The organism is Streptomyces sp. NPDC087215, from assembly GCF_044744885.1.
GTDB lineage: Bacteria > Actinomycetota > Actinomycetes > Streptomycetales > Streptomycetaceae > Streptomyces.
Genome location: NZ_JBIUZD010000006.1, coordinates 65,544 through 90,754, shown reverse-complemented (window position 1 = coordinate 90,754; position 25,211 = coordinate 65,544). Strand labels below are relative to the sequence as shown.

The window sequence follows — 25,211 nt, the reverse complement described above, 5'->3', positions numbered from 1 at the left end:
GACCGACCACGACGTCCGTGGGCCGTCGCGACGAGGCCGGTGTCCTCGTCGCGACGGCCCACGAACGGTTGTCTGCGTGCCCTTGTCCCGGCTGTCCCTGAACCCGAGCCGGAACCCGGCCCGGAAGAAGAACCGTCCGGCTCGCCCTGGCCGCCGGACACCGGTTCGCGGACCGCACCCGCACCCGCACCCGGCACACCGTCAAACGGTTCTCCGAAGTCCTCCGGCACCCCGGCACCCTCGCCGAGTCCGAACAGATCCAGCTCAAGACGGTCCGGACCAACTGCCTGGAACTCGGCATTCTCACCCGCCACGCGGGACGGGGACGTACGGAAGGCGGGCACCGACCCCCTTCCGGGGACCCGGTGCCCGCCTCGCGGGACTTCATGGGACCGGCCGCGCTCCGGGCCGTATCTCAGGCCCGGACGCCTCGGCCCAGTACGTCGGTCCGGTACATGAGATCCGTACGTCAGTTCCGCTCCGTGCTCGGGGCCGTGTGCCGGTCCGTCACCTCGGAGTCGTACGAGCGGCGGCCCCGGAGCCCGGGGCGGGCCGTGTCACGGCACGTCGCGGACCGTGCCCGTGAACTCCGGGCCGGGGACGGGCTCCCAGGAGCTGTCGTACGTCGTCAGCCTCGCCCGCACCGACTCGGTCGGCTCGGCGACGCCGTCCCTGATCGTGGGCACGCGCACCTCCGCGCTCGTCTCGCCCGGCTCGACGTACACGCTCACATAGATCATGCCGTCCGGGATCGCGGACAGCGGCACCGCGGGGTCCGGCACCTCGAAGACGCGCTCCGCCAGCCAGTCGCGGTCCACGTCCGCCGTGGACAGCTCGGCGCCGGAGGTCACCGGAAGGAACCCGACACTGCCCATGACGCCGGCGTCGGCGGGCTCGGACAAGGTCATGCGCCAGATCAGGGCCTCGCCCTCGGCGACGTCGGCCGCGACCGGCGTCAGGCTCACCTTCGGCATCGCGTCGTCGTTCACCGCGGTGACCCCGCCCCGGTGCGAGCCGACGGCCGTGCCGCGCACCGCCTTCACGAACACGTCGTGCGAGGTGTCGTAACCGAACCGGGTGTTGCCGCGCACCTCGACCGGCACGTCGATGTCGTGCCGCCCGGGACGCACCGTCACCAGACGGGACACGTACGAGGAAGCCGTCTCGTCCACGGGGACGAACAGGCGGACCTGCCCGGCACTCCCGCCGGAGACCCGCACCGGCACCCGGTACGTCCGGACACCCGAGTCGCCCTCCATGACCTTGAGCCGACCGATGTCGACCCGTGCCAGCGCCGCCGGGCGCACCGCCGGAGTACCCGGACGCCACCCCGACGCGTCCATCAGCCAGGCGCGTCCCGTGCCACCGCGCGGGGCCAGCTCCAGCGTCGTGATCCGCTTCACGTCCACACCGGAACGCCCGGCGCCGGACAGCGGCACCCGGACCTCACGGGCCCAGTACGAGGTGGTCCGCTCGGTGCCGGGAAGCCCGTCGACCCGGACCCGGCCCAGCTGGGCGCGGCGCCCGGAGGCGTCGACGACCGTGACGTCGAGATCCGTGGCCCCGCTGTTCGGCGGGACGACGACACGCAGGGTGAGCGCGTCGGAACCGGCAAGGGACACCGGCTTCTTCGACCGCACCGAGACCGGCGCGCCGGAACCGGCCCACTCCAGGGCGATGGCGTCACGGCCCGGCTCGGAATCGGTCTCCCAGTACGCGAAGTGCGGCGACCGGCCGCCCGCGTCCGGGGCCAGACAGGCCCGCGCGGGATCGGGGTCCACCTGGGCGCAGACCCTGCCCCCGCCGGACACGGTCACCGAGGACCCCGGCAGGAACGCGGGCGTGCGGTGGGCACCGACGGCGTGGGCGAGGACCCTGGCGGGACCGGCCGAGGGGGCCCGGCGTCCGGTGCCGTCCAGGAGCGGGCGCACACGGTCGTCGCCGTCGACGAACAGACGCGCCGCCGCCGCGATGTACGTGGCTCCCGCCGCCTGCTGCTGCGTGGCCGTCAGACGCGTCGGCGTCCCCGGGGAGCAGACCGCGTCGGTCCCGTCCTCGGACGAGAAGTCGTCCATCGACGGGGCCTTCGCCTGGCCCGGGGTCCACTCGCTGTTGAAGAAGTTGTGGTTGGCGCCGACCATGTAGACCGCGCTGTGCAGCGCGGCGCCCTTGCTGACGCCCCGGGTGCCGTCGACGTAGTCCTGGCCCTGGAGGTCGGACACGTCGCCGTCGCAGCCCGGCAGGACCGCCAGTGACGGGACGTCGGGGACCGGGTTGTTGCCGAAGGCGGTGGGGCCGATGAGGACGGTGCCCCGGATCTTCCAGCGCACGGTGCCCCGTGCGCCGTCCTGGTCCGCGGGGGCCGGGGCGAGGCTGTCGAGAGCGGCCCGGTTGACGCCCTCGCCGCCCCGCGAGTGCCCGACGAGCAGCACGCGCGAGAGGTCGGCGGAGGAGACGCCCCGCACGGAGGCGGGGGCGGACGCCTTGTTCGCGGACCAGTCGGCCCAACGGGCCAGGTGCTGCCGGACGAGGGAGGAGCGGGCCTGCGCGCCGCCGTCCTCGGCCAGGTAGTCCTGCCCGTTGATGCCGTTCGCGGCGATGGACACCGTCACGTACCCCTGGGAGGCCAGCAGGCGCTGCGCGCGCAGGTACCCCTCCTCGCTGGGTATCGCCTTCGTCCCCGCGGCACACGGCCAGGAGCCGGTGACGTCCTCGGTCCCCGGGGTGTAGCAGGTGGCGTGGCGGCCGTGCAGGAAGAGGGCCACGGGCCGCTTCCCCGGCGCGTTCGCGGGACCCACCACCGTGGCGCGCATCTCCACCGGCTCGGGGAACCCGGGCAGACGGACGGACTTGAGCGTGTACGCGCCGCTCACCGGGCGGTAGCGGCCCGCCACCCCGGGGTCCACCGGGTTCACCGGGAGCTGTGCCCCGGGGGACGCGGGCGGAGCGGGACGGAGCCCCTTCGCGCGGGCGGGCTCGGGGGCGTCGAGGCGGCGTCCGGCCGCCGTCACCCGCAGCGACGGTCCGTCAGGGAGCCTGAAGTTTCCGAGCGGCAGCCGGAACGACCGGCCGTCCGGCTGCGCCACCGGCCGTCCGAGCAGCCGGTCACCCGTGTGGAACTCGACCCGGGCGTCGCCCATGGGGACGGGCTCGGGCGAGGTCCAGACCAGCTGCCGGTCCGCGCCGGCACCGAAGACCCGCCAGCCCTCGGGGAGTTCCGTCCCTCCGGAGCGGGCGCCGGGAGAGGGCACCGCGCTTCCTCCGGACGACGGCTGCGCGAGCGCGGGTCCTGGTGACACCGCCGCCAGCGCGAGCAGAGCCGTCGCGGTGGCGACGCCGCGTGTGACACGTATCAAAACGAGATTCCTCACGATCGGTCGGCCGGAGCACGCTTGCTGCTCCGCTTGCGCGGGGGAGCGGGGCGTCCGAGGCAGCGCGGAGCGCGCCGTGAGGCCGGAGACCGACTGGTCCCGGCGCTCCGGCCTCCCGGTTCTCGCGGATTCCCCCCGGAACCTCGACGGTCCCGTCCCCCAGGGGGAAGATGCGCACAGAGGTACGAGGGTTGCTCGTGGGATGTGAACAATGTGCGAGCGGTCCGACTTCGCGTTCGCCCATGGGGGTGGGGCAGTACGGAGTGCACCGGGCCAGGGGGATGGGCGGGGCCGCGCGACCGGAGCCGAGCGGCGGGGCGCCCGGCTCGCCCTGCCGCTCGCGCGGTGACGCGGTCGTCTCCTCCGCCCACCGCACCCGCCGCTTCACCCAGGTGCCCCGGTTGAAGAAGGCACCGCGGTGCCCACCCCCGCCGACCGCGGACGGCCGTGGCGCCCCCGGCACCCCGGTGCCGATCGCCCCGGACCTGACGAGCGCGAGGCGTATCCCGAAGCCGCCGAGCAGGCCCACGCCGACTCCACCGCCCTCCGGACTGGTGAAGTCCCAGGACCTCGCCTCGCCCTCCCTGACGGAGCGCCGCTCTGATCGCAGGGAGACACCCCTCGCTTCGCCGTAGTCCCGGGAGAACGGGGCCGACCCGGGCGGGTGCTCAGGCGCGGGCGTTCCGGGTCAGACCTCCGCCGCGAGGATCTCGACGCCGGGGCCTTCCAGTTCGCCCAGGGCGACCCGGCGGCCCGTGACGGCCAGGAGCAGGGAGAGCGCGGGTCCGGTCGCCCCGGGTCCCGTGCCGACCACGAGGTCGGCGTCGTCGGCCACGAGCCGGACCCGGGCCAGCCGTTCCCTGGCGCCGCCGAACGACGCCGGAGTACGGGCCTGGAGCCGCAGCGCCCGGACGACGGCTTCCGTCGGATACGCCCGGGTCAGGCCCAGGGGCCGCCGGATGTCCTCGCCGTGGACGATCTCCTCGACGAGACGGCTGTCGAGCGGCGCCGGAGGGGTCGAGCGGCGCGGGGCCGCCCGCCGGAAGCGCTCCAGGGTCTCCTGAGGGGTGGCCCCGCGCGCCCGTTCGAGACCGGTCGTGTTCTGCCGGTCGAAGTCGAACCGCGCGCGGGCGAGACCGATCACGAAGCCGAGGCGGGTCGTCCGGGCCGTGTCGACCAGATGGGCGAGCACGTCGTGCACGCTCCACCCGGCGCAGAGCGACGGCACCTCCCACCGCGCGCCGTCGAGACGCGAGAGATCCTCGACGAGCGCCGCCCGCTCCGCGTGCACCAGCGCCCACACGTCGTCGCCCGCCATGACTCCTCCTTCGCCGCCCGAACCGTTCCACAGGGTGGACCGAGGAGACACCCGGAACTCACCGGCCGGACGCGCCTCGGGGGCGAGGGTACGGCGGACGGTCTCCTGCGACCCGCACGACGGGCCACGAGCCGCCCCGATGCGGCCCATCGGCCGAGCCGCGCACGGCGGCGCGGCACGTGGGGCCTTGAGCGGCTGGCTTCGGTCCGGGCGCCGGGGCTCGATCGGCTCGGCGCCCAGGGCCACGTACCGGGCCCGGCCGTGCCCGCATCCCCGCCCGTCCCCGGAGGGACGCCTGAGCTCGGACGGGGGGCAGATCACGATCTGTTCAGCGGGCGGCGCGGTCGCGGTGACGGAAGGCGAAGGGCCGGTCTCCCGCGAGGGCGACCGGCCCTTCGAGCACGACCGTCAGCGCGCCTCAGACCCTGGTCCTGCCCTCACCAGGACGCCACCACCAACGCCCTCTCCGCGGCTGCCAGATGGACCGCCGAGGCCAGCCACGCGCGCGCGTACCCGTCGGCCGACGGATCGCTGAGACGGCCGAAGGCGTCGCGGGGACGACGGTCCGCCTCCGCCACCAGAGCCTCCGCGAGGCGCGCCGCGCCCCCGAGACCGGCCCGGCGCAGGGGTACGGCGAAGGCCGCCGTCTCCGTACCGCGACCGGCCTCGGCCACCGCGCGACGCCCGCCCGCGACGCCCGTCTCCAGGAGCCGCCGCACCCGCCACAAGGGCGCGTCCGCCAGCGGGTCCGGGCCCGCCGCCACCGGTCCGTACGATCCGTCGGAGGCCGTCCCGGACGGGAAGTGACCGCCCTGGAGAAGGTCGTAGCCGAGATCGGCCCGGCCCAGCCACTCCTCCGGCAGCCGCAGCGTCCGCGAGGACCCCGGCACGGGGCCGACCGCCAGCGGCCGGAGCGTCGCGGCCCGCTCCGGATCGGGGCGGCCGAGGACCCGCAGCTCAAGACCCGGGTACCGCGCGATCCTGCGCAGGTTCGCGGAGTGCGGCAGCTCGGGATGCGGATGCGCCGGGCGCAGCCGCAGCGAGGGCCCGTCGCCCGCGACCCGGACCACGAGGTGCTCCCCGACGGCGCCGACCACCACCACGTCACAGCCGAGCAGCGGCGCCGGGGACACCTCGGAGCCCGGCCCGTCGGCGTCGAGGACGGCGGCCATCGCCTCCCGCACCGGCCGTGCGAACAGCGCGGCGGCGGGCTCGTCGGACCAGTCCACCCCGCGCAGCGGGGTCGCGGCCACGCCCCGGCCCGCGCCGAGCCGCCCGTCCGGGGACACGGTCGCGCCGACGATCCGCAGCCCCCCGCGCGCCAGCCCGCCGTGGTCCAGCACCGCTCCGCCGAGCGCCACCGACGCGGACCCCGCGCCCCTGGCCCGCGCGAGCCCTCCGGGCCGCACGTCGGAGACCGTGTAGCAGGAGCCGTCGGGCGCGACGAGATGCGTGGTCACGCCCCCGTACCCGGTGGCGGAGAGCACCGGCTCGCGGCACAGGCCGTACACCCGGAGGCTGCCGCCCTGCCCGTACGGCCGCCGGGAGGAGGCCGCGCCGGGACCGGCCGCCCCGGAGGCGAGGACGGCGGCCTCGGACAGCAGCTCCCGGAAGGCGCTCGTGAGGTCCCCGAGGCGCTGCCCCCGCCCGTGCTCCCGCGCGGACCGCAGCCCCCGGACGACCCGGAGAGCGGCCGCCTCGGCACCGGGCAGCCCGGCCAGCCGCGCGGTGTGGGCGGCCCGCAGCAACTCCGCCTGGAGTACGGCCCCGCCCGCCGTGACACCGGCCGACAGGGCCTCGGCCGCGGCCCGCCACAGCGCGGCGGCGGCCCGGGTCTGCGCGGCGGTGAGCACGGGGGCGGGGCCCTCCGCCGTCAGGGCGCCCGCGCCGGGACCAGTGGCGGCCGGGCCGCTCCCCGCACCACCTTTCCCGCCGGGTACGCCGGGCACGCCGGGCACGCCGTCCGGCGACACGGCCGTGCCGTCCACCGGCCCGGTACCGCCGCCCGGCGGCTGCCCCGGGTCGCCGAGCACATCGGCGTCACCCGGCGCGCCCGCCGCCTCCGGACCGTCCGGCGCGCCGAGCGCTTCCGCGTCCGCGATCGGCGCCGCGCCCAGCACCGCCGCCCGGTGCAGACAGCGCGGCGCCAGCAGACACGTACAGACCGCCTGTCCGGCGTCCACCACCGCCCCCGAAGGGCCGGGGCGCAGGGTCACCACGGCGTCCTCGCCGAAACGCACCTCGAAGGACCCGTCCGCCGCCGGGACGGCACCGGCCGCGCAGCCCCCGATCGCGGCGTCGAGCTTCTTGCGCAGCCGGGCGCTCAACGACTCCACCGCCCCGGCCAGGACTTCGGGAGCGACGGGAGGCAGGACATCGGTGCTCAACGGGCTTCTCCACGGAGGCGGTCGCCCACCCAGCGGGCGAGGGCGAGCGGACTGAGGGCGGCCACCGGCATCCCGGCGGCGACGAGGCGCCGCGCGACCGGCACCGAGTAGCGGGGCGCCCCGGTGTCGTCGAGCGCCGCGCAGCCGAGGAGATGCGCGCCGGACGCGGCGAGCGCGCGGACCTCGCCGAGCAGCCCGGCGAGCGGCGCGCCCTCCTCGAAGTCGCTGACCACGACGACGAGGGTGCGGCTGGGAACGGTGATCAGGGAACGGGCGTGCGCGAGCCCCGCGGCGATGTGCGTCCCGCCGCCGACCCGTACCTCCAGGAGGAGCGACAGGGGGTCCTCCACCCGGTCGGTCAGGTCCACGACCTGTGTGGAGAACGCCAGGAAGTGGGTGGACAGCGTCGGCACCCCGCCCAGCACGGCGGCGGTCAGCGCCGACCAGATCACCGACGCCTCCATCGAGCCGGACACGTCGACGACCAGGACGAGCCGCCAGTCCGCCTCCTTGCCCGCCCGTGTACGGAACACCGGCCGCTCCGGCACGACCACGACCCGTCCGTCGGCCGTGCGCCGGGTGTGCGCGAGGTTGGCGCGCAGCGTACGGGCGAGGTCGAGACGGCCGCCGGGGCGCCGGGTCGGGCGCGGGGTGGAGAGCCCGTTCAACGCCGGGCGCAGCCGGGTGGCGAGCTCCCGGGACAGTTCGTCGACGAGCCGCTTCACCAGGGGGCGCAGCCGGGCGAGTCGGGCCTCGGGCATCCCTCCGGCCAGCGACAGCACCGAACTCAGCAGTTCGACCGAAGGCCGTACCGAGGCCGGATCCAGCTGTGTGAGCACATCGGAGCGCCCCGCCTCGGCGGCGTCGGCGAGCACCTCCTCGCGTACGTCCGTCCCGAACAGCGCCTCCAGTTCCTCCGACCACTCCCGGGCGGTCGGGAAGGAGGCGTCCTGCCCGCCACCCGGCCCGGAACCGGCGTCCAGGTCGTCGGCGCCCTCGCCGCGCCCACGGCCGTACAGCTCGTCGAGGGCGTGGGCGTACCGTCGCGCCCCGGCGGCCAGCCGGTCCTGGTGCCGCCCGAGCAGCAGCCGCCACCGGTCGGCCGACCCGAGGAGCGGCTCGCCCCCGGAGTCCGGTACGGGGCCGGTCACGGCTCCCGTGCCCTGACCGCCCGCCGGACCGGAGCCCGTGTCCTGACCGGCCGCCGTCGGCACCGAAACCGATGCCTCGGGGGCGGCGGACACCCCACCGCTCGTGAAGCCGGAGCCGGAGCCGGAGCCGGAACTGGAGCCGGAGGTCTGACTGGACGTCTGACCGGACGCGGGACCGGTCCCGGCCTTGGAGCCGTACGTCTCCGCCGGGGGGAGGGCCAGGCTCTTCAGGGCGGCGAGTCCGGCCGCGTCGGCGGCGGCCCACAGGGCGAGCAGTTCCGGCGGCGCGTCCAGGGAGAGGTCGAGCCGGTCGCCCAGACGCTCGGTCACGGCGGTGAGCAGCCGCTCACGGGCGGCGGGTGCCAGGACGTCGAATCCGCCCCGCAGCGCGGGGAGCCGGTCGAGGAACGCCTGGTCGGCCAGCGACTCGACCCGGTCGAGCAGCGGGGCCAGCGCGTCCGGTGACGCCTGGAGCAGCGGCCCCGCCGCCGTCAGCAGCCCCGTGAGACGTTTCGTCAGGGCCCGCCGCGCGGCGGGAGTGGTCGCCCCGTCCACCCAGTCCGCCACCCGCTCGCCGAGCCCGGCGGCCGGGTCGAGGTCCAGCGTGACCCGCGCGGCCAGCGCCGCGCCCTGTATCAACGGTGCCCCGTCCGAGGCCAGTTCGGCCAGTGCCCGGTCCAGCCGGAGGCCCAGGTGCCGGGCGGCCGACCGGTCGGCGAGGGCCACCAGGGACGTGGCGTCGGCCGGATCGTCGCTGCCCGCGAGACCGGGCAGCGACCGTACGGCGGCGTCGAGCAGCTCGCCCGAGAGCACGGCGGCCGTGGCCAGGGCCTCCGGCACGGCACCCGGGTGATGACCCCGCCGCATCGCCTCCAGGAGGTCCAGCGCTTCGAGGAGTTCGGGCAGTTCGGCGGAGTCGGGCAGGACGGTCCGTGCCTCGCGCAGCCGTACGTCGACCAGCTCGGGCAGCTCGCAGCGTACGGCGGCGGTCAGCCCGGCCACGGTCTGCGCCGGGGTGGGGCCGCCCTCGGCCGCCTCCCGGCGGGCCGTCTCGCCCAGCGCGCCCGCCGCCGCCTGGGCGGCGGTGACCCCCCGTACACCGCTCAGGTCGAGCCGTGCCGCCACCGACGGCGTCCACCGCAGACGCCACTTGGTGCCGAGGGCGGTTCCGTCGCCGGTCGCGGCCACGGGCAGGGGCTCGCCGTAGGAGGCGCCGATGACGAGCAGACGCCGCAGCAGGACCTCGCGGCGCCCGTCGAGCGGGGAGCGGAGCGGATCGAGACGGACCTCACGGGGCTCGGTGTCGCCCGCCCCGGGCAGCCGCAGCCGCGCGAGGTCGTCCTCGACGGCGGGCCCCAGACCGGAACGGGGGGCGTGCGGTGAGACCCGGCCCCGCGCGGTGCCCACGAACACCGCTTCCATGGCGCGGGCGAGCGCCGGCCCCCGGCCCAGGGGTTCGCCCTGTCCGAGAACCGTGGTGACCGCCTCCAGGAGCTCGCCGCGTCCGGGCGCGGGCAGTCCGCGCAGGGCCGCCAGGTCGCAGGCGAGCCGGAGCGTCTCGGCGGCCTCGCCGGTACCCGCGGTGTGCCCGGCGCGGCGCAGTTCCCCGCACAGGCCGGTCAGCGCGGTGGAGGCCGCCTCGCGCAGCCGGTCCGCGTCACCGGCCGCGCCGAGCACGGCCTGCTGCCACAACGGGTCGCGGATCCCGGCGGGGTAGCCGGACCGGGAGTCGAGCAGATCGAACGAGTACGGCACCAGCGAGGTCACCGCGGGGCCCGCGTCCGCACGGGCCTTCGCTCCCGCCCGCCCGGCCGTTCCCCCGCGCGCCACGGCGTCCGTTTCCGGGTCTTCGGTCCGCTCCGCCCCGGCGGTCGTCGCTCCCGCGACGAGCGCGGGGGCGTGGAACGCTCCGACGACGGCCGCGACCCGGCGGCCCCCCTCCGAGGCCGCCGCGATCACCTGCCGCATCCGGGTCTCGCGGGCCAGGTCGGTGGCGGGCACGGGGGCGTCGGCGCGCAGGGCCCAGCCCACGCCCAGGGCGGCGCGGCGCACGGCCTCGGGGGAGCACCCGGGGGCCAGCACCTCCACGACGCGGTCCCACATGTCCTCGCCGTCACGGCCCGTACCGGCGTCGGCGAGCGCGGCGGCGAAGGACCGGCGGCCCTCCCCGCCACGACCGGCGCTTCCCGGCACGTCAGGACCGGCCCCCTGGCCGGTGCCGGTGCGGGAGCCCGGACCTGGGCGCGCGTCCCGGTCGGGGCCCGTTTCCCGAGCCGTACCCGGACCGGGGCCCGGGTGAGGAGCCGTATCGCGGTCGGGGCCCGGGGAGCCCTGAGCCGTACCCCGGTCAGGGGCCGTTTCCGGGTCGGCGGGCCCGTCGTCGGCGGAGCCCGTACCTCCGGGGAGGGGGGCGTCCTCGCGCCCCCAGCCGGGGTCGGACAGCGGCAGGTCGCAGCAGACGACCTCCACGCCCCGGTCCCGCGCCCAGCGCAGGGCCGCGAGTTCGGGGGAGAAGTCCGCGAACGGGTAGAACGACAGCCGTCCGCCCTCGCCCGCTCCGGCCAGTGCCACCGGGGCGACGGTCGCGGGATCGGCCAGGTGCTCCAGCCACGGCTGGAAATCGGCCGGAAGCTCCACGCAGACGACGTCGGCGTCCGCCTCGTCCAGCAGGGCGGGCACCACCGTGGCCAGCGCCGGGCTGTGGTGGCGCACCCCCAGCAGATAGGGCTCGCGCGACGCGGCGAGCGCGTCCACGGCCTCCCGGGGACCGGTCGGGGTCATCGCAGGCTCCCGCGCAGGTCCCAGAGACGGCGCCACATCGCCGAACCGGCCTCGGCCCGGCGGCGCACCGGCCCGTCCCAGTAGCCGAGGAGCCGCGCGTGATCGGCCGGGTCGTCCTTGCGCACGACACCGAGGAGATGGCCCGGCAGCAGGTCGAGGACGTCCCCGCCCGGCAGATAGGCGGCCGAGACCCCCATCGACGCCGCCACCTGCACGGCCTCGGCGGTCGACATCACCGTGCCGGGCCGCTCCACGTCCCAGCCCTCGGTGGAACGCCCGGAGCGCAGGTCCCGGAAGACGGTGACGAGGGCGTCGAGGACGGCGTCGTCCACCCCGAAGGCCGCGCCCGCCCGCTGGACCGCCGCGACGGCCTGACGGCGGATCAGGGCGGCCTCGGCGTCGGCGTCCGCGATCGGGCCCACGGTCTCGAAGTTGAAGCGGCGCTTCAGCGCCGCCGACATCTCCGAGACGCCCCGGTCCCGCAGGTTGGCGGTGGCGATGACGGTGAAGCCGGGGACGGCGGAGACCACCGCGTCCTCGGTGGCGGTGAGTTCGGGAACGGTGATCCGGCGGTCCGACAGGAGGGAGACCAGCGCGTCCTGCACCTCGGGCAGACAGCGGGTGATCTCCTCGACCCGCACGACCCGCCCGGTGCGCATGGCGGCGAGCACGGGGGAGTCGACCAGCGCCTGCGGGGTCGGGCCCTGGGCGAGCAGGAGGGCGTAGTTCCAGCCGTAGCGGAACGCGTCCTCCGTCGTGCCCGCCGTGCCCTGCACGGTCAGTGCGCTGGTCCCGCTGACGGCGGCGGCGAGCAGCTCCGACAGCATCGACTTGGCCGTGCCGGGCTCGCCCGTGAGCAGCAGCCCGCGCTCCCCGGCGAGGGTGACGACACAGCGCTCGACGAGCGCGCGCTCACCGACGAACTTGGGCGCGATCGTCAGCTTCGACGGCAGCCCGGTCCGCTTCGCGGGCAGCGCGAGCTCGGTGCCGTCGCTCCCGCAGACGAAGGCGACCACCGCACGCGGGGTCAGCGCCCAGCCGGGCGGACGCGGCCCCGGGTCCTGCGCGGCGAGGAAGGCGAGTTCGGCGGCGTACCGCTCCTCGGCGGGCACGACCTGCCGGACGGGCACGGACGATTCGGTGACGGTCATACGGGGTTCCTTCGGAAGCATGAGGTACGAGTACGAGTACGAGTACGAGTACGGGCCCGGGACGCCGGGGCCCGGGACGGGGGAAAACGTAAGGGGGAGGGGGAGGAAGGGGCAGCGGAGGGGCCGGTGAGTCCGGGTCCGGGCGGCCCCGGCGGACGGATGGACGAACATCCGGCCAGCCGGGACCGCCCGGACCGGCCATGACCGGGCCCCGGACCGACCGGGCACCCGCTACGGCGCGGCGCGACCATGGCCCGGCCACGAGCGGCCACGAGCGGCCATGAACCGGCCGTGGGCAACGGCGCGACCATGGACCGGCATCGGTCCAGGACCCGCCACGGACAAGCCGCACCCCACCCGTGGGCCGGGTCGCGGACCAGGACGCCCGGCCCGTGACCCGGTTCACCCGGTTCACGTCCGGACCATGGCCGACGGACAGCCCCACCGGCGGCGCACGGCCCGGACCAGCGGCCCGGAGCCCGGCCGGTCCTCAGCCGTTCATCGGCGGCGCCTCGTCCGGCGTACCTGGAGCTCCTCGAAGCGCGGGACGTCGCCGTCGGCCAGCCGCCGCCACGACCGGGCGAACAGCTCCGCCGCCGGTTCGACCGGCACCAGCGTGCCGATCACCGGCCGGACACCCGTCACCGGCCCGTACATCGGCAGCTTCCACCGCTCCACCGGCAGCACCGGGGACGACTGCTCCGCCCAGGCGCCCGGCAGGAACAGGGAACGCCCCGCCCGCGCCCGTACGGCCGTGACGACCAGTTCCCCGGCGGCCAGTTCGGCGCGTGCCGCCTTGAGGCGGGCCGGCTTCCACCCGGTCCACCGGGCCGTGTTCCGGTCGGTCGGATCGGGCATCGCGAGCAGCATCAGATACAGCGCCGCCGCGTCCGCGCCGAGCCCGTGAGCCGAGGCGACCTCGTCCACGAGCGCGGGCGCCGACCGCGACGGATCCTGCGGCCACCAGGTGCCGTCCGGGTCCGTCCCGCCCGCGAGCGGCGCGCCCGGATCGGCGAGCAGCCGGGCGAACACCGGGTCGTGCGCCCGGAGCAGGGCCGCCTCCAACGGGGTCGGATGCTGCTCCTGCCCCCGCAGCGCCACCAGGTACGGGTCGGACCGGGTGAAGTCGAGCAGGGACGTCCGCAGCGCGGGCTGCGGCTGCATGTCGTGCGTGGCCATGAGCACCGCGCCGTACCGCTCGTACTCCGCGGTGGTCTCGGTCGGCGTCCCCGCCACCCCCCGGAAGTCCGCGAGGCTCGTGAAGTGCCCCGCCGTCAGCAGAAGTTCGGGCGAGGCCAGGCGCTGCCGTACGGCGGTGAGCGCGGCGGGCAGCTTCGCCCGGACCGGGTCACCGGCGGGCAGCCGGTGGGCGAGCCACGCCGCCAGGCCCATCGAACCGATCAGCACGGAAGAGGTGAACGGCGTCTCGTTCGGGACCACGGGCGCCGGACGGTCGTCCTTGATGTGCCAGGCGATGTCGGTGCCCAGCTCGGGCGAGGCCGCCGGGTCGAGCATCGCGGGCAGGGCCCGGAGCACGGCCCACGCGCTGCCCGCCGCGCGCGAGGCCTCGGTGACCAGCCAGTCGGGCACCGGTGTCCGGCGTCCCACCCGCGCGTTCCACACGGCCGCGGCCGAGGCCACGTCGGGCCCCTCGCTCCACAGCCGTGCCGGGTCCTCGGGCAGCAGCGCCGCCACCACGGCCCGCCGCACGTCGTCGGAGAGCGCGCGCAGTTCGTCACGGGCCTGCGCCGCCTCACCCACCTTCAGACCGAGGGTCTTGCGGAGCTCTCCCGGAAGGAAGTTGTTCTGCCAGTTGTCCACGTCGGGGATGCCCGCGAGCACGAGCCGGGACACCGGGCCGGAGGCCCCCGTCAGCCGCCCGAACTCCTCGGCCGGACCCGGCAGGAACGGGATCTCCCCCCGGGACCCGGCCTCCCGCAGGAAGCGGGCCACCCAGTCGGCGGCCCGGCCCGGGTCGCCCACCGGTTCGACGCCCTGCGCGGTGTAGGGGCCGGGCACCTCGAAACGGCCCCGCGGGTCGTGGAACAGTGCCCCGAACCTCGCCCCGTCGGCGACGCTCTCGCTGTACTCGGTGATGCCGAGCGCGGCGCCGCCGCCGAGCGGCAGGACACAGCGGTGGCCGAGGGGACGGGCCGCGCCGTCGGGGGTCTGGAGCTGCGCGGGCCCGAGGTGGAGCACGACACGGCGCCAGTGGGCGTCCGAGGCGGCCGTGGAGCCCAGTCCCAGCGCGTCGACCCGGGCGAGCAGGCCGAGCAGTGCCTCCCGGTGCTTCGGGACGCTGCCGGGAGCGACGGCCCGGTAGGCGAGTGCCGAGGGCACGTCGAGAAAGGAGGTGAAGGGCAGGCCCGAGTAGGGCAGCGGTGCCAGGTCGAAGTGTGTCAGGCCGGGCCGTGCCTGGGCCGCGGAGTCGTTCCGGGCCGAGTCCAGCGCCTCCAGGAAGCGGTGGAGGACGTCCTCCTCGGAGCCCCGCTGGTAGTAGCCGGTGCCCGCGATGCCGAGCAGGGCCTCGCCGATCAGCCGGTCGGCCGGGCCCTCGGCGCGGGCCGGGGACCGTTCCGCCGTGGGGTCCGTGCGGGCGGCCACGGCGTCGAGCGCCTTCTGCTGCTGCACGGCGAACCGCAGCACCTTGACGACACCCGCGACGATCTCGGGCGCGGTGATCTCCGGCAGGGCGGTGCTCACCAGCGGGGGGAGGTCCGCCACGAGCTCCGCGGCGGCGGCGGCCTTCAGCAGGGTCCCGGCCGTCCCGGCGTCCGCCGAGCGCAGCGCCGCCGACCCGGCCGTGTCACGAGGGCGCAGCGCGTACAGGTGGGACAGCGGGGGCAGCGCACCCGCGGCGGTGCGGAACACCTGGTCCGGGTCGCCGTCGGACGTCGCGGTGACGACGCCGTCCGGGTCGCTCAGGGACAGCTTCCGCCATTCCTGGGTCACGGCCCTCGGGCGGTCGTCGCCGGGGAAGGTCAGCCCCGCGACCGGCAGGCCGGAGTCCTCGGGCAGGGTGACGCGCCGCCCGGAGGTGTCCTCGGCGGACCAGCCGTCGCCCGGGAGGCGCACGATGCGCCAGCCCAGCAGGCCGTCCACCGGTGTGCCCAGGGCGGAACCGGCCACCGTCGGGGTGGGGCGCAGCCAGGAGTGGGGCGCGGACAGTTCGGCCCCGCTGCCGTGGGCGCGCAGCGCGTCGGCGAGGAAGCCGGGCTGCGAGCGGCGCCCGTACGAGCCGGTCGCCGGGTCGTACTCGGTCCAGCCGCCCTCCTCGTCCCGGCCACCGGCTTCCCACACCCAGTGCGAGGTGCCGTCGGAGAGCGTCATGCGCTCGTGGGGCAGCTTCGTGTCGCCCCGGTGCAGCAGCCCGCCGCCGGTGGCCCGGCCGCCGCCGGGCAGCGGCAGGGTGGGGTGCGCGGAGCGCATGGACCAGTAGTTGGCGCCGCCGTCCAGGGTGAACACCCGGTCGGGCGAGGTGTGCCAGTAGCCCTGTGCGGCGTCGCCGCTGCCGTAGGTCGTCCAGAACACCAGCAGTTCGCCGTCCACGAAGTGGAAGCCGTGCCGGAGCGACTGCCTCGACGCCGGTATGCGCAGGTCGTGCGTGAGGACGGTCGAGTCCGCGTCGATGACCCGCACCTGCGTGCTGTTGGCCACGATCAGGTGGGGCCAGGCCTCGGCGACGGTCAGTCCTTCGGTCTTGCCGCGCACCGGGGACAGCTCCGCGACCGCCTCCTCCCAGGCGGGCCAGTGGAGCTCTTCCCACAGCCCGCCGCGCAGGGTGCGCGCCAGCGTCTCGCCGAGGTCGGCGGAGGTGGCCGCCGCGACCTCGTCGGGGGCCAGTGCGAGTGCCTCGGCGGGCAGCCACGACAGACGCTCGATCGCGTCCGGGACGCCGGGCAGTCCGGCCGCGACCGAGTCGCGGGCGACGTCGGCCACCCACTCGGCGAGCATCGGCCGGCCGCCGGGCGACGCGGCGAGCCGACGCATCACGTCGAGGTCGGAGGACCCGCCGCCGCAGCGGTTCGCGGCGTTGCGGAAGGCGGTGCGGAACCGGGGGTCGGCGGCGAGCGCGAGCAGGTCCCGGGGCTCCTCGCCGCGTGCCCAGTCCGACAGGTTCAGGGACACGTGGCCCCTGCGCCGCTCGTCGGGTGTCGGGTCGGCGACGGGCACGCCGAGGGCGAGCAGCAGATCCAGGAGGTCGACGTCCTCGACGCCGATCTCCAGCAACCCCTTGCCCTCGGGCCGCTCCGCGAGGTCGGCGCGGAGCCGTCCGGCGGCCCGTTCGACCAGTGAGAGCAGGATCCGCTGGGTCGGGCGGGGACCCCAGCCCCGGTGCCGTGCGGTGTGGAAGCGCTCCAGCCATCCGGCCGCACCGTCGGGGCAGCGCTCCTCGGGCAGTGCGTCCGGGTCGGTCAGGCCGTTCTCCGCGCCGGACTCGGACAGGATGCCCAGCCACAGCTCGTCGATGCCGCCGTCGCCCACCGGAGGTGTCAGGGAGAGCAGCGTGCCCCGTACGGCCGGTTCGCGCAGGGCCAGGGTGACCAGCGCCGTCCGGTGCGCCTTCCACCAGCCCGCGGGCGCCCGTACCGTCGCCGGGAGCGGCAGCAGTTCGGCGAGGTACGCCTGCTCCTCCTCGGAGCCGGGCAGTCCCGCCGCGCGGGCGAGGCGCCGCAGTTCGGCGGCGGCCTGGGCGGACGGGGCGAGACCTCCGGCGGTCCGCCGGACGCAGAGGCGCCGGAAGCGCTCGTACGCCTCGGCGGGTGCGAGCCGGGCCGCGAGTTCCTTGCCGTAGCCGGTGAGGACCTTCACGGGCAGCGCGCCCGCCAGGGCGAACTCCAGGAAGACCGCGTCGGTCCTGTCCTCGTCGACCGGCAGCCCGTGCTGCGCCTCCGCGGTGCGGGCGCGGCCGAACAACTGGCCCGCGTAGGTGGTGTTCTCGACGCCGAGGAAGCTCCGCGCGGCCTGCTCGTAGAAGACGGGCAGGAAGTGGGGGACGGCCGAGGCGAGCCGTCCGGCGAGTTCGTTGCAGGCGTCGAGGGCGGCGCCGGGCTTGGTCTTCGCCTGCCGGGCCAGCCGGTCGAGCTCGGGCACCACGGCGAGGGCGTGGTGCCCGTCCTCCGGGTGGTGCACGAGGACCCATTCGGGGAAGCCCAGTTCCTGGCGCTGTCCGAGGCCCACGACGACCGGGGTGCCCTGCGGTTCGAGTCCGAGGAACCCGGCGGCGAGGTCCTCGGCGGGTCCCCTCTCGGCCGTGGCGAGCCGGACGACCACCCGGTCCTCGCCGAGTGCGGGGTGGCGGTAGGTCCGTGCCGTCAGGTCGACCGCCGAGGAGCCCGCCCCTTCGGTGTCGGCCGGGAGCACGGCTCCGGCCCTGAGCAGTTCCCTGTCGTCGGTAGCGGTCGTGCTGGTCACGCGCCCTCACCCTTCTCGATCGTACGGCCCGCGTAGAGCGCCGCGGCCATGCGCATTCCTTCGGACCAGGCGACGGGCCCGACCTCGGTGAGCCGCACCGCGCGGCCGTTCCCGTCGCGCCAGCCGAGCCCGCCGGTCTCCGACTCCCCGTCCCAGTACGGCTCCCCGATCCACACGGACGCCTCCGTGGTCCGGCCTCCGTCGCGCACCCCGAGCGTGGCGTAGCCCCCGGAGACGCGGTAGCCGAGGGAGGTGGCCCGCGCGGCGAGTCCGAACCGCGAGGCGAACGTGCCGCCCGCGAAGTCGCGGACCTCCGTCGCGGTCCCGGAGAGCCCGGTGGCGGGCCGGGTCCAGGTGGCGCGGTGGATCTGCTCGACCCGCTGGGTGATGCCGAGTTCCGCCGCGAAGTCCCGTACGTCCTCCAGGTCCGGCAGGAGCACGGGATGGGGGAGCGTCACGGTGCGCGGCGAGATCCGTACGGTCTCGCCGTCGAGGTCGACCACCTTCAGTTCACCGTCCTCGGTGGCGTCCCGGAGGAAGCCGACCTCGTCCGGGTCGTCGCCGACGACCGCCATGTCACGGAGGGCGGACTGCCACGCCTCGTCCGGCCACACCCGTGCGATCAGTTCGGTCGGTACGGGGAGCGAGGACACCATCCAGTTGTCCACCTGGGCCACGCACGCGGCCGCGTGCCGGTCCAGCCACTCCGCGAGCCGCCGGAGCCGGTCGGTCTCGGGGTGGTCGCGCAACGCCTTCGGCAGCGACTTCAACTGCCGCCCCCCGGAGCGTCGTGCGACCACCCGCCCGTCGTCGAGGGCGATCTCGTATTCCCCCGCTGCAAGCCACGCCATGAGCCGTGCCCCTCTGGATGTTCCGTCAGATTCCACGCAGCTCGAACGAAGGGGTCGAAACCCCCGAACCGCGGTATGAGCGGAGACTATCCAGGGCCACTGACAACGGCCGCGCGGGCGGCGGGAGTCGGGTCAGATCCCGCACGCGGACGCGGACCAGAAGCGGGTGTCGCGGTGGTCGAGGTGGGTGTGGTCGCCGTGTCCGGGGTAGCCGGGACCGAGGATGCCGTTGAAGCCGTGCGCGCGGGCCTGCTGGGCGAGCCCGCAGAGCGAGTGGGGGCCGACGCCGAGGTCGGCGGCGTCCCCGTGGAGGTGCCGGCTCGTCGTGGCGCCGCCGACGGAGTCGTTGCAGGCCTTGCTGCGGAAGCCGCTGGTGACGCGGATGCTCTGGTCGCCGAGGGCGTGCCGCAGGGCCTCCAGCTTCCACATGGTGCGCAGGGCGTTCGCCTTGGCGGTGGCCGCGCTCACGGCCCCTCCGGCCCAGGTGGTGTTGCAGGTGTTGAGTTCGGCGTACGAGAAGTGCAGGGGGGTGCAGTCGTCGTCCTGGAGCGCGTAGATCCTGGCGAAGGTCGCCGGGCCCGCGACGCCGTCGGCGGTCAGCCCGTAGGCGGTCTGGAAGCGCTTGACGGCGGCGGTGGTCGCGGGACCGTAGGAGCCGTCCACGGCGAGCACCGCGCCGGTGCCGGGGTAGCCCGCCACCCGGATCTGGAGCTCGGTCACGTCGGCGCCGGTGGAGCCCTGGGAGAGGGGACGGGACCAGGTGTGGCAGCCGTCGGCGCGTGCGGTGCCGGTGGTGGCCACCATCCCGCCCACGGTGGCAGTCATGATCATGACAATAGAGAGCAGGAGTCGTAGGGGCGGCGCGTGCGGAGCGTGTCGGAACACTGGTCCTCCTCGACCTCTTGGAGCGCGGGCGGCCCACGGACGTGGGTCCCCCGAGCCTGGCGGCCCGGTCCACGCGCGTCAATCACAGGGGCCTCCCGGCCCGGAAGCGCAAGGGGGGGCGGGCGCGTTCCCCGCAGGCCCGCCACGGCGCCCCGCCCGGAGCGGGGACGCCCGGAGCGGAGGCCCGCCGGAGCGAGGACCCGCCCGGAGCCGGGGTACGGCCACCCACCGGGGCCCGGCCGACCGCGCGTGCCCGGCCGCCGGAGACCCGTGTCGGCGCTGCCCGGAGTCACGGAACTCCGGGCGGACCGCGGCAGGAGGGCCGGGAGCGAGGAGAGCCGGGCGACGGCCGCTCTCCCCGTGAACCGGCCCGCCGGACGCGGCCCCGAGGCCGCCCCGGCCGTCGTGTACGTCCTCCGGACCGACGACGGGTCCCGGCGGTCCCCGGCGGTCCCCGGCGTGACCGGCCGTGCTCGTCCCGGCCGCTCCCGGTCCGCGACCGGAGGGACACCCGCACGGGGCGGGGCGCCGCACCCCGGTCCAGGCGGTGCTCCTGACCGGTCCCGCCGGGACCGCCGGGACCTCGCTCCCGAAGCGGAGCGTCAGCGTGGAACTGCCGGGACGGGCACGGCACCCCGGTCCGAGCGGTCCGAGCGGCGGAACAGCCGGAACGGGCGGATGGCCCGCAGAGTCCCGCCTGACACCGGGACCGACCGGGACCGGACCGGGTCGGCACGGGGCCGGGCGGCGCCGTGCCGGGGGACCTGAGACGATCTCCGCATGGCACGGAGCTTCGAGGATCTGGTGGCGGAGGCGGACTCCGCCCCGGTGGAGGGCTGGGACTTCTCCTGGCTGGCGGGAAGGGCGACCGAGGAGCGCCCCTCCTGGGGGTACCAGCGCCTGATGGGTGAGCGGATGGCGCGGGCCACGGCGGCGCTCGACGTGCAGACCGGCGGCGGCGAGGTCCTGGCGGGAGTCCCCGCGCTGCCGCCGCTCGTGGTCGCCACCGAGTCCTGGCCGCCGAACGTCGCCAAGGCCACCCGGCTGCTGCACCCGCTCGGCGCGGTCGTCGTCGCCGACGAGGACGAACCCCCGCTGCCCTTCGCCGACGAGGCGTTCGACCTGGTGGTCAGCCGCCACCCGGTGACCGTCTGGTGGGAGGAGATCGCGCGGGTCCTCCGGCCCGGCGGCGCGTACCTCTCCCAGCAGGTCGGCCCCGCCAGCGTCTTCGAAGTGGTCGAGCACTTCCTCGGCCCCCAGCCCGAGGAGATCCGCCGCAGGCGCCACCCCGACGACGCCCGCCACGCGGCGCGGGCCGCCGGTCTGGACGTCGTGGACCTGCGTGCGGAGTCCCTGCGGACCGAGTTCACGGACATCGGCGCGGTGGTCTACTTCCTGCGCAAGGTGATCTGGATGGTGCCCGGCTTCACCGTCGAGCGGTACGAGGACCGGCTGCGGGCCCTGCACGACCGGATCGGCCGCGAGGGCCCCTTCGTCGCCCGCACCACCCGCTTCCTGATCGAGGCGCGCAAACCCGCCTGACCCGGCACCGGGACGGACCCGCCGTCAGGGCCCCAGGGCGATCCGCGCGGCGACGGGCAGATGGTCGCTGCCGGTGGCGGGCAAGGTCCGGACCGACGGCACCACCGCGCCCCGCGCCAGGACCTGGTCGATCCGGACCACCGGAAGACCGGCGGGGAAACTGAACGCGAAACCCCGAGCCGGAGCCGTGAGCACCGAGGTCAGCGGCGCGAGACCGCGGTCGTCCACCGAGCCGTTGAGATCGCCCACGAGCACCACCCTGCCGATCCGCTCGGCGGCCAGCTCCCGCCCGAGGAGGACGGCGCTCTCGTCGCGCCGGGCCGAGGCCAGACCGCCGGACCCCACCCGTACGGACGGCAGATGGGCCACGTACGCGGCGACGTCCCCGTACGGTGTGCGCACCACGGCGCGCAGCGCCCGGTTCCAGGGCCCCGCGATCCCCCGCGGCCTGATGTCCAGCGGCCGGACCCCGGTGAGCGGATGACGGGACCACAGGCCGACGGTGCCGCGCACCACGTGGTACGGGTACCGGGCGGCGAGCTCCGTCTCGTACGACCGGAGGGCCGGGGCCACCAGTTCCTGGAGCGCGATCAGATCGGCCCCGGCACCGGCCAGGGCGCGCGCGGTCCCGACGGGATCGGGGTTCTCGTCGCCGACGTTGTGCTGCACCACGAGGAGTTCCCGCCCGCCCGGAGCGGCTGCGGGCAGCACCAGCCGCCCGTACGAGAATCCCCAGACGGCCGCGGGCAGCAGCAGCGCCACCAGCGCGACGGCCGACCGCCGGAGCAGCGCGACGACGACGAGGAGCGGTACCACCGCGCCCAGCCAGGGCAGGAAGGACTCCAGGAGGCTGCCCGGACGGCCCGGTGCGTCGGGCACCAGCGAGGGGAAGGCCAGGAGGGCCGCCGTCACGACGGCGAGCCCGGCGACGACCCGCCCGGAGCGACGCCCGCGCACCCCGGAAGCCTCGGACCCACCCGGAGCACCGGCATCGCCGGAACGGCCCGCACCACCAGCCCCTCCCACACGACCCGCACCACCGGCCCTACTGGCGCGACCCGCACCACCAGCCCCTCCGGCACGGTCGGAACAGCCCGTACCACCGGCGTCCCCCTGGGCCCGTGCCCGCTCCGTCCGGCGCTCCGCCGTCCCCACCCGGAACTCCCTCCCTCGGCGTCGAAGAGCAGGACGACCGGAGGGAGGGAGCGGGTTCCCGGACCGGTCTCAGCAGCTGAGGGTGCCCCTGCGGAGCGCGTGCCCACCGGTGTTGCCGTCGTCGGACCAGTAGACGGGCTTCGCACCGCCGACGCACTCCTCGGCGCCGCTCACGGAGAAGCCCTCGTTGTTCAGGTCGGACATGCCGGAAGGACGGTCGAGGACCGCGGTCACCGCGAAGACGCCCGACGCGTTCACCCGGAACGTCCGGTGCTGACCGCCGCAGGTGTCGTCACAGACCACCCACAGGCGCTCGGCCCCCGGCTCCCACTGCACCTCCATGACCCCGCTCATCCCGCTGCCCACCGTGGCGATCCGGGTGAAGGCGCCCGAGTCCGCGAGGACGTAGCCGTAGACCGTGGCGGTGCCCTCGACACCGAGGAAGAAGACCCCGCCGGTGTGGGCGCCGTAACGCGCCGGATCGTAGGCGGCGCCGGTCGACGCGTCCTTGAACCCGGCCCCGGTGAGCGCCGCGTCGGGCACCCAGGTGATCCCCTCGAAGCCGAGGTTCGCCCCCACGGAGGGCAGACCGGAGGTCAGGTTCCACTCCTTGGCCGCGGTCAGCGTGCCCGCCGTCCCCGCCGTGTCGTACCGGAGCACGGACAGCCTGCTGGTCCCGGAGGCGTCGCCGTCGCGCTCGCTCGCCACGTACACCCCGCCCGCCGAGCCCGCCCCGGTGAGCGTCACGCCCTCGCTGTCGGGGCTGCCGGAGCCGGACGGGAAACGCAGGGCCTTGCCCTTGGACCAGCCGTTCGCCGTGTCCGGCTTCCAGCCGGAACCGTCCTTCACCAGCCGCCACAGCCTGCCGGAGTTCTGGGCGGCCCACAGGACACCGCCCTCCTGGCGGAGACCGCTCAGGTCCTCCCCGAAGACGTTCGACCCGTCGGCGGTGGCCACCTGGCCACCGCCCGGCCAGGCCACCGCGCCGGGCGTCCCCCCACCGGGCCCGCCGCAGGCGTTCGGCCCGCCCAGGGTGAGCGCCGCCGCCCCGAACGCGCCCGCGCCGTCCGGACAGCGCGACCACGAAGGGGCCGAGTGCCCGGTCCAGGAGAAGCCGTCGACGAGCGTCGTGCCGTCCGGCAGGTACAGGCGCGCCTTGTCGGCGGAGCCGAGCCCGAAGGACCCGTGCACGTCGAAGGCGCGGAACGCCCCGGGAGCCAGCGTCGTCCCGGCGGGCACCTTGTAGCGGGAGCCGTCGTCGTCGTCCTTGAGGATCCAGCCGGAGACGTCGACGCTCGCCGTCCCCTTGTTGTACAGCTCGACGGAGTCCGGCACGGACCCCGTCGTCACCACCTCGTTGACACGGATGCCGTCGGCCGGCGCGGCCTGCGCCGGGGCCGCCTGGAACACCCAGGCGGCCAGCAGGGGAGCGATCAGGGCGAGGCGGGGGCCACGGCCCCACCCCCGAGTACGTGCGGTCATGTCGTCCGTCCAGGGAGAGCGTTCCGGCAGGGCGGCACGAGGCTCCCGGCACCGGCCGAACGAGTGGCCTCCGGCGGCTGAGCGCTCCGTGAACGGCGGACGAACCGTCCGCTCCCCCGGCCGCCGCCCCCGGACCCTCGCCCGGCCCGCGCCGACCGGCGCGTACCGGCCCGCGTGCGCCTTCCCTTCGCGGGGGAGTGTTCCCCGGTCGGGAAGAAACGTATCGCGCGACCAGAACGAGGTGATCGCCTGTGCGCAGCACGCCGGGACGGGGAACAGCCCTGGAGACCGAGCCGGGACTCGCGGGGGAACCACTGGTCGCCGCGGTCGCCGCGGTCGCCGACACCGTGCTCAGGCCGGTCGCGGAACGGACCGCCGTGACGGGCGTCCCCCTCACCCATCTGGCGGAGCTGGCACGGTGCGGGGCGTACGGACTGGTCGGATACGAGCCTGCGGAGGGCAGCGGACACACCCACGCGCAGGTGGTCCGCGAGGTCCACGAGCTCCTCTCGGCCGCCGACCCCTCCACCTGGTTCGTCCACGTCCAGCACTTCGGGCTCGTGAAGGCGCTCACCAGGAGCGCCAACACCGCGCTGCGGGACCGGTGGCTGCCCGCGCTGGTCACCGGAGGGAAACGGTCCACCGCGGGGTTCGCGTACCTCCGGCAGCCCAGCCCGCCGGTCACCGCCGAGGAGACCGACGACGGCTGGCTGCTGCGCGGTCACGTGCCCTGGATGACCGGCTGGGGCATCACCGACATGGCGGTCCTCGGCGCCGTCGCCCCCGGCGACCGGGCCCTCTTCGCCCGGGTCGACTGCGGCCCCGGGGTCCGCGACGGGCTCGTCGCGGTGGACTCCGCGCCGCTCTGGGCGATGGACGGCACCCACACCGCCGCCGTGGAGGTCCGGGACGTCCTCGTGCCGCACGAGGACGTGATCTCGCTGGAACCCAGGACGCGGTGGGCCCGCGACTACGACCTGGAGAACGCCAACGCCCAGCCCGCCGTGTTCGGGCACCTGCGGACCGCCGTGGATCTGCTGCGCGCCGCCGCCCCCCGCGCCGGAGCCTCCTACGAGACCCTCGCCCTCCGCCTCGCCGAGGAGGCCGCCCGGCTGCGCACCGAGGCCTACGCCCTGCGCGACGAACAGCCGCCGGAGAAGGAGGTGACGGCCAGGACCGAGATCCGGGCCGCCGTCCTCGACCTCGGGGTCAGGGCCGCCACCGCCTGCGTGGCCGCGACCGGCGGCCGGGCCGTCCGCTACGGCGACACGGCGGGGCGGCTCGCCCGTGAGGCCCTCTTCCATCTGATCCAGGCCCAGACCCCGCAACTCCGGGGGGCCACCGCCGACATCACGCTCCGGGGCCTCTGAGAGCCGGGGAGGACCGGAAGGATCCGGGGGAGACCGGAGGAGGCCGGGGCGCCAGAAGCAAGTCGGGGGGAGAGCGAGCCGGGGTGGAGAACGGCGCCAGGACGGGAAGCCGGTGCGGCGAGTGGGCGGGGCTGGTCCTGGTACGGGACGGCGTCCGGACACGCGGGCGTGCGGGATGACGTGCGCGCGGGATGACGTGCGCGTGCGGGCGGCTACCTCCTGTCCGTACCCCCCCCGAGCCGCCGCCCTCCAGCTCCGGCGGCGAGGTGCCCGAGGGAGGCCGGAGCGCCAGAGGCAAGCCGGGAGGCCGGGGGCCGGAGGGGAGACGGGCGGCCGGAAGCAGGCCGCGCGG

The 25,211-nt window shown here is 76.0% G+C and carries 12 protein-coding genes; 2 read left to right on the top strand and 10 right to left on the bottom strand.

All coding sequences use genetic code 11. The annotated features are described in order from the left end of the window. Positions 1 to 557 precede the first annotated feature (557 nt). From ACIO92_RS17950 to ACIO92_RS17915, 8 genes are all read right to left on the bottom strand, one after another. Positions 558 to 3,356, bottom strand: a complete 2,799-nt coding sequence (locus ACIO92_RS17950) for a hypothetical protein (protein ID WP_402282146.1) — start codon at positions 3,354 to 3,356, stop codon at positions 558 to 560. Positions 3,357 to 4,059: 703 nt separating this feature from the next. Further along, entirely contained in the window at positions 4,060 to 4,689 is a 630-nt protein-coding gene (locus tag ACIO92_RS17945; RefSeq protein WP_366441738.1) for a maleylpyruvate isomerase family mycothiol-dependent enzyme, read from the bottom strand. A gap of 437 nt (positions 4,690 to 5,126) precedes the next feature. Next, entirely contained in the window at positions 5,127 to 7,076 is a 1,950-nt protein-coding gene (locus ACIO92_RS17940) for a hypothetical protein (RefSeq protein ID WP_402282148.1), read from the bottom strand. Continuing rightward, complete coding sequence (locus ACIO92_RS17935) at positions 7,073 to 11,008, bottom strand: DUF5682 family protein (RefSeq protein WP_402282150.1); 3,936 nt, start codon at positions 11,006 to 11,008, stop codon at positions 7,073 to 7,075. Before ACIO92_RS17935 ends, ACIO92_RS17940 begins: the two co-directional genes overlap by 4 nt. Continuing rightward, on the bottom strand, positions 11,005 to 12,159 hold the full coding sequence (locus ACIO92_RS17930) for an AAA family ATPase (RefSeq protein ID WP_366441735.1): 1,155 nt from the start codon (positions 12,157 to 12,159) through the stop codon (positions 11,005 to 11,007). Before ACIO92_RS17930 ends, ACIO92_RS17935 begins: the two co-directional genes overlap by 4 nt. A gap of 498 nt (positions 12,160 to 12,657) precedes the next feature. After that, positions 12,658 to 17,574 carry a DNA-binding protein gene (locus tag ACIO92_RS17925; RefSeq protein ID WP_402282152.1) on the bottom strand — a complete coding sequence of 1,639 codons (4,917 nt, stop codon included), beginning with the start codon at positions 17,572 to 17,574 and terminating at the stop codon, positions 12,658 to 12,660. Then, positions 17,571 to 18,425, bottom strand: a complete 855-nt coding sequence (locus tag ACIO92_RS17920; protein ID WP_366441733.1) for a DUF4132 domain-containing protein — start codon at positions 18,423 to 18,425, stop codon at positions 17,571 to 17,573. Before ACIO92_RS17920 ends, ACIO92_RS17925 begins: the two co-directional genes overlap by 4 nt. Positions 18,426 to 18,557: 132 nt before the next feature. Beyond that, the gene (locus tag ACIO92_RS17915; protein ID WP_402282154.1) at positions 18,558 to 19,250 is read right to left on the bottom strand and encodes a D-Ala-D-Ala carboxypeptidase family metallohydrolase; all 693 of its coding nucleotides are present in this window, start codon (positions 19,248 to 19,250) and stop codon (positions 18,558 to 18,560) included. Between the two features lie 840 nt (positions 19,251 to 20,090). On the opposite strand from ACIO92_RS17915, the gene ACIO92_RS17910 reads away from it, so the two are divergent. Then, positions 20,091 to 20,852, top strand: a complete 762-nt coding sequence (locus ACIO92_RS17910) for a class I SAM-dependent methyltransferase (RefSeq protein WP_366441731.1) — start codon at positions 20,091 to 20,093, stop codon at positions 20,850 to 20,852. Positions 20,853 to 20,876: 24 nt separating this feature from the next. Here the strand turns inward: ACIO92_RS17910 and ACIO92_RS17905 are convergent, their stop codons facing one another. Both ACIO92_RS17905 and ACIO92_RS17900 read right to left on the bottom strand, forming a co-directional pair. Continuing rightward, positions 20,877 to 21,809 carry an endonuclease/exonuclease/phosphatase family protein gene (locus ACIO92_RS17905; protein WP_366441730.1) on the bottom strand — a complete coding sequence of 311 codons (933 nt, stop codon included), beginning with the start codon at positions 21,807 to 21,809 and terminating at the stop codon, positions 20,877 to 20,879. 267 nt (positions 21,810 to 22,076) lie between these two features. Then, on the bottom strand, positions 22,077 to 23,489 hold the full coding sequence (locus ACIO92_RS17900) for a lamin tail domain-containing protein (protein WP_401242586.1): 1,413 nt from the start codon (positions 23,487 to 23,489) through the stop codon (positions 22,077 to 22,079). Positions 23,490 to 23,740: 251 nt separating this feature from the next. Between ACIO92_RS17900 and ACIO92_RS17895 the strand changes: the two genes are divergently transcribed. Continuing rightward, positions 23,741 to 24,859 (top strand): acyl-CoA dehydrogenase family protein, encoded by a 1,119-nt coding sequence (locus ACIO92_RS17895; RefSeq protein ID WP_402057447.1) that lies wholly within the window; start codon positions 23,741 to 23,743, stop codon positions 24,857 to 24,859. The last annotated feature ends 352 nt before the right edge of the window (positions 24,860 to 25,211 follow it).

Excerpts from the sequence above, each read along its gene's own strand:
- ACIO92_RS17945 (WP_366441738.1), bottom strand. The coding sequence starts at position 4,689 with ATGGCGGGCGACGACGTGTGGGCGCTGGTGCACGCGGAGCGGGCGGCG.
- ACIO92_RS17935 (WP_402282150.1), bottom strand. The coding sequence starts at position 11,008 with ATGACCCCGACCGGTCCCCGGGAGGCCGTGGACGCGCTCGCCGCGTCG.
- ACIO92_RS17930 (WP_366441735.1), bottom strand. The coding sequence starts at position 12,159 with ATGACCGTCACCGAATCGTCCGTGCCCGTCCGGCAGGTCGTGCCCGCC.
- ACIO92_RS17920 (WP_366441733.1), bottom strand. The coding sequence starts at position 18,425 with ATGGCGTGGCTTGCAGCGGGGGAATACGAGATCGCCCTCGACGACGGG.
- ACIO92_RS17915 (WP_402282154.1), bottom strand. The coding sequence starts at position 19,250 with ATGACTGCCACCGTGGGCGGGATGGTGGCCACCACCGGCACCGCACGC.
- ACIO92_RS17910 (WP_366441731.1), top strand. The coding sequence starts at position 20,091 with ATGGCACGGAGCTTCGAGGATCTGGTGGCGGAGGCGGACTCCGCCCCG.
- ACIO92_RS17900 (WP_401242586.1), bottom strand. The coding sequence starts at position 23,489 with ATGACCGCACGTACTCGGGGGTGGGGCCGTGGCCCCCGCCTCGCCCTG.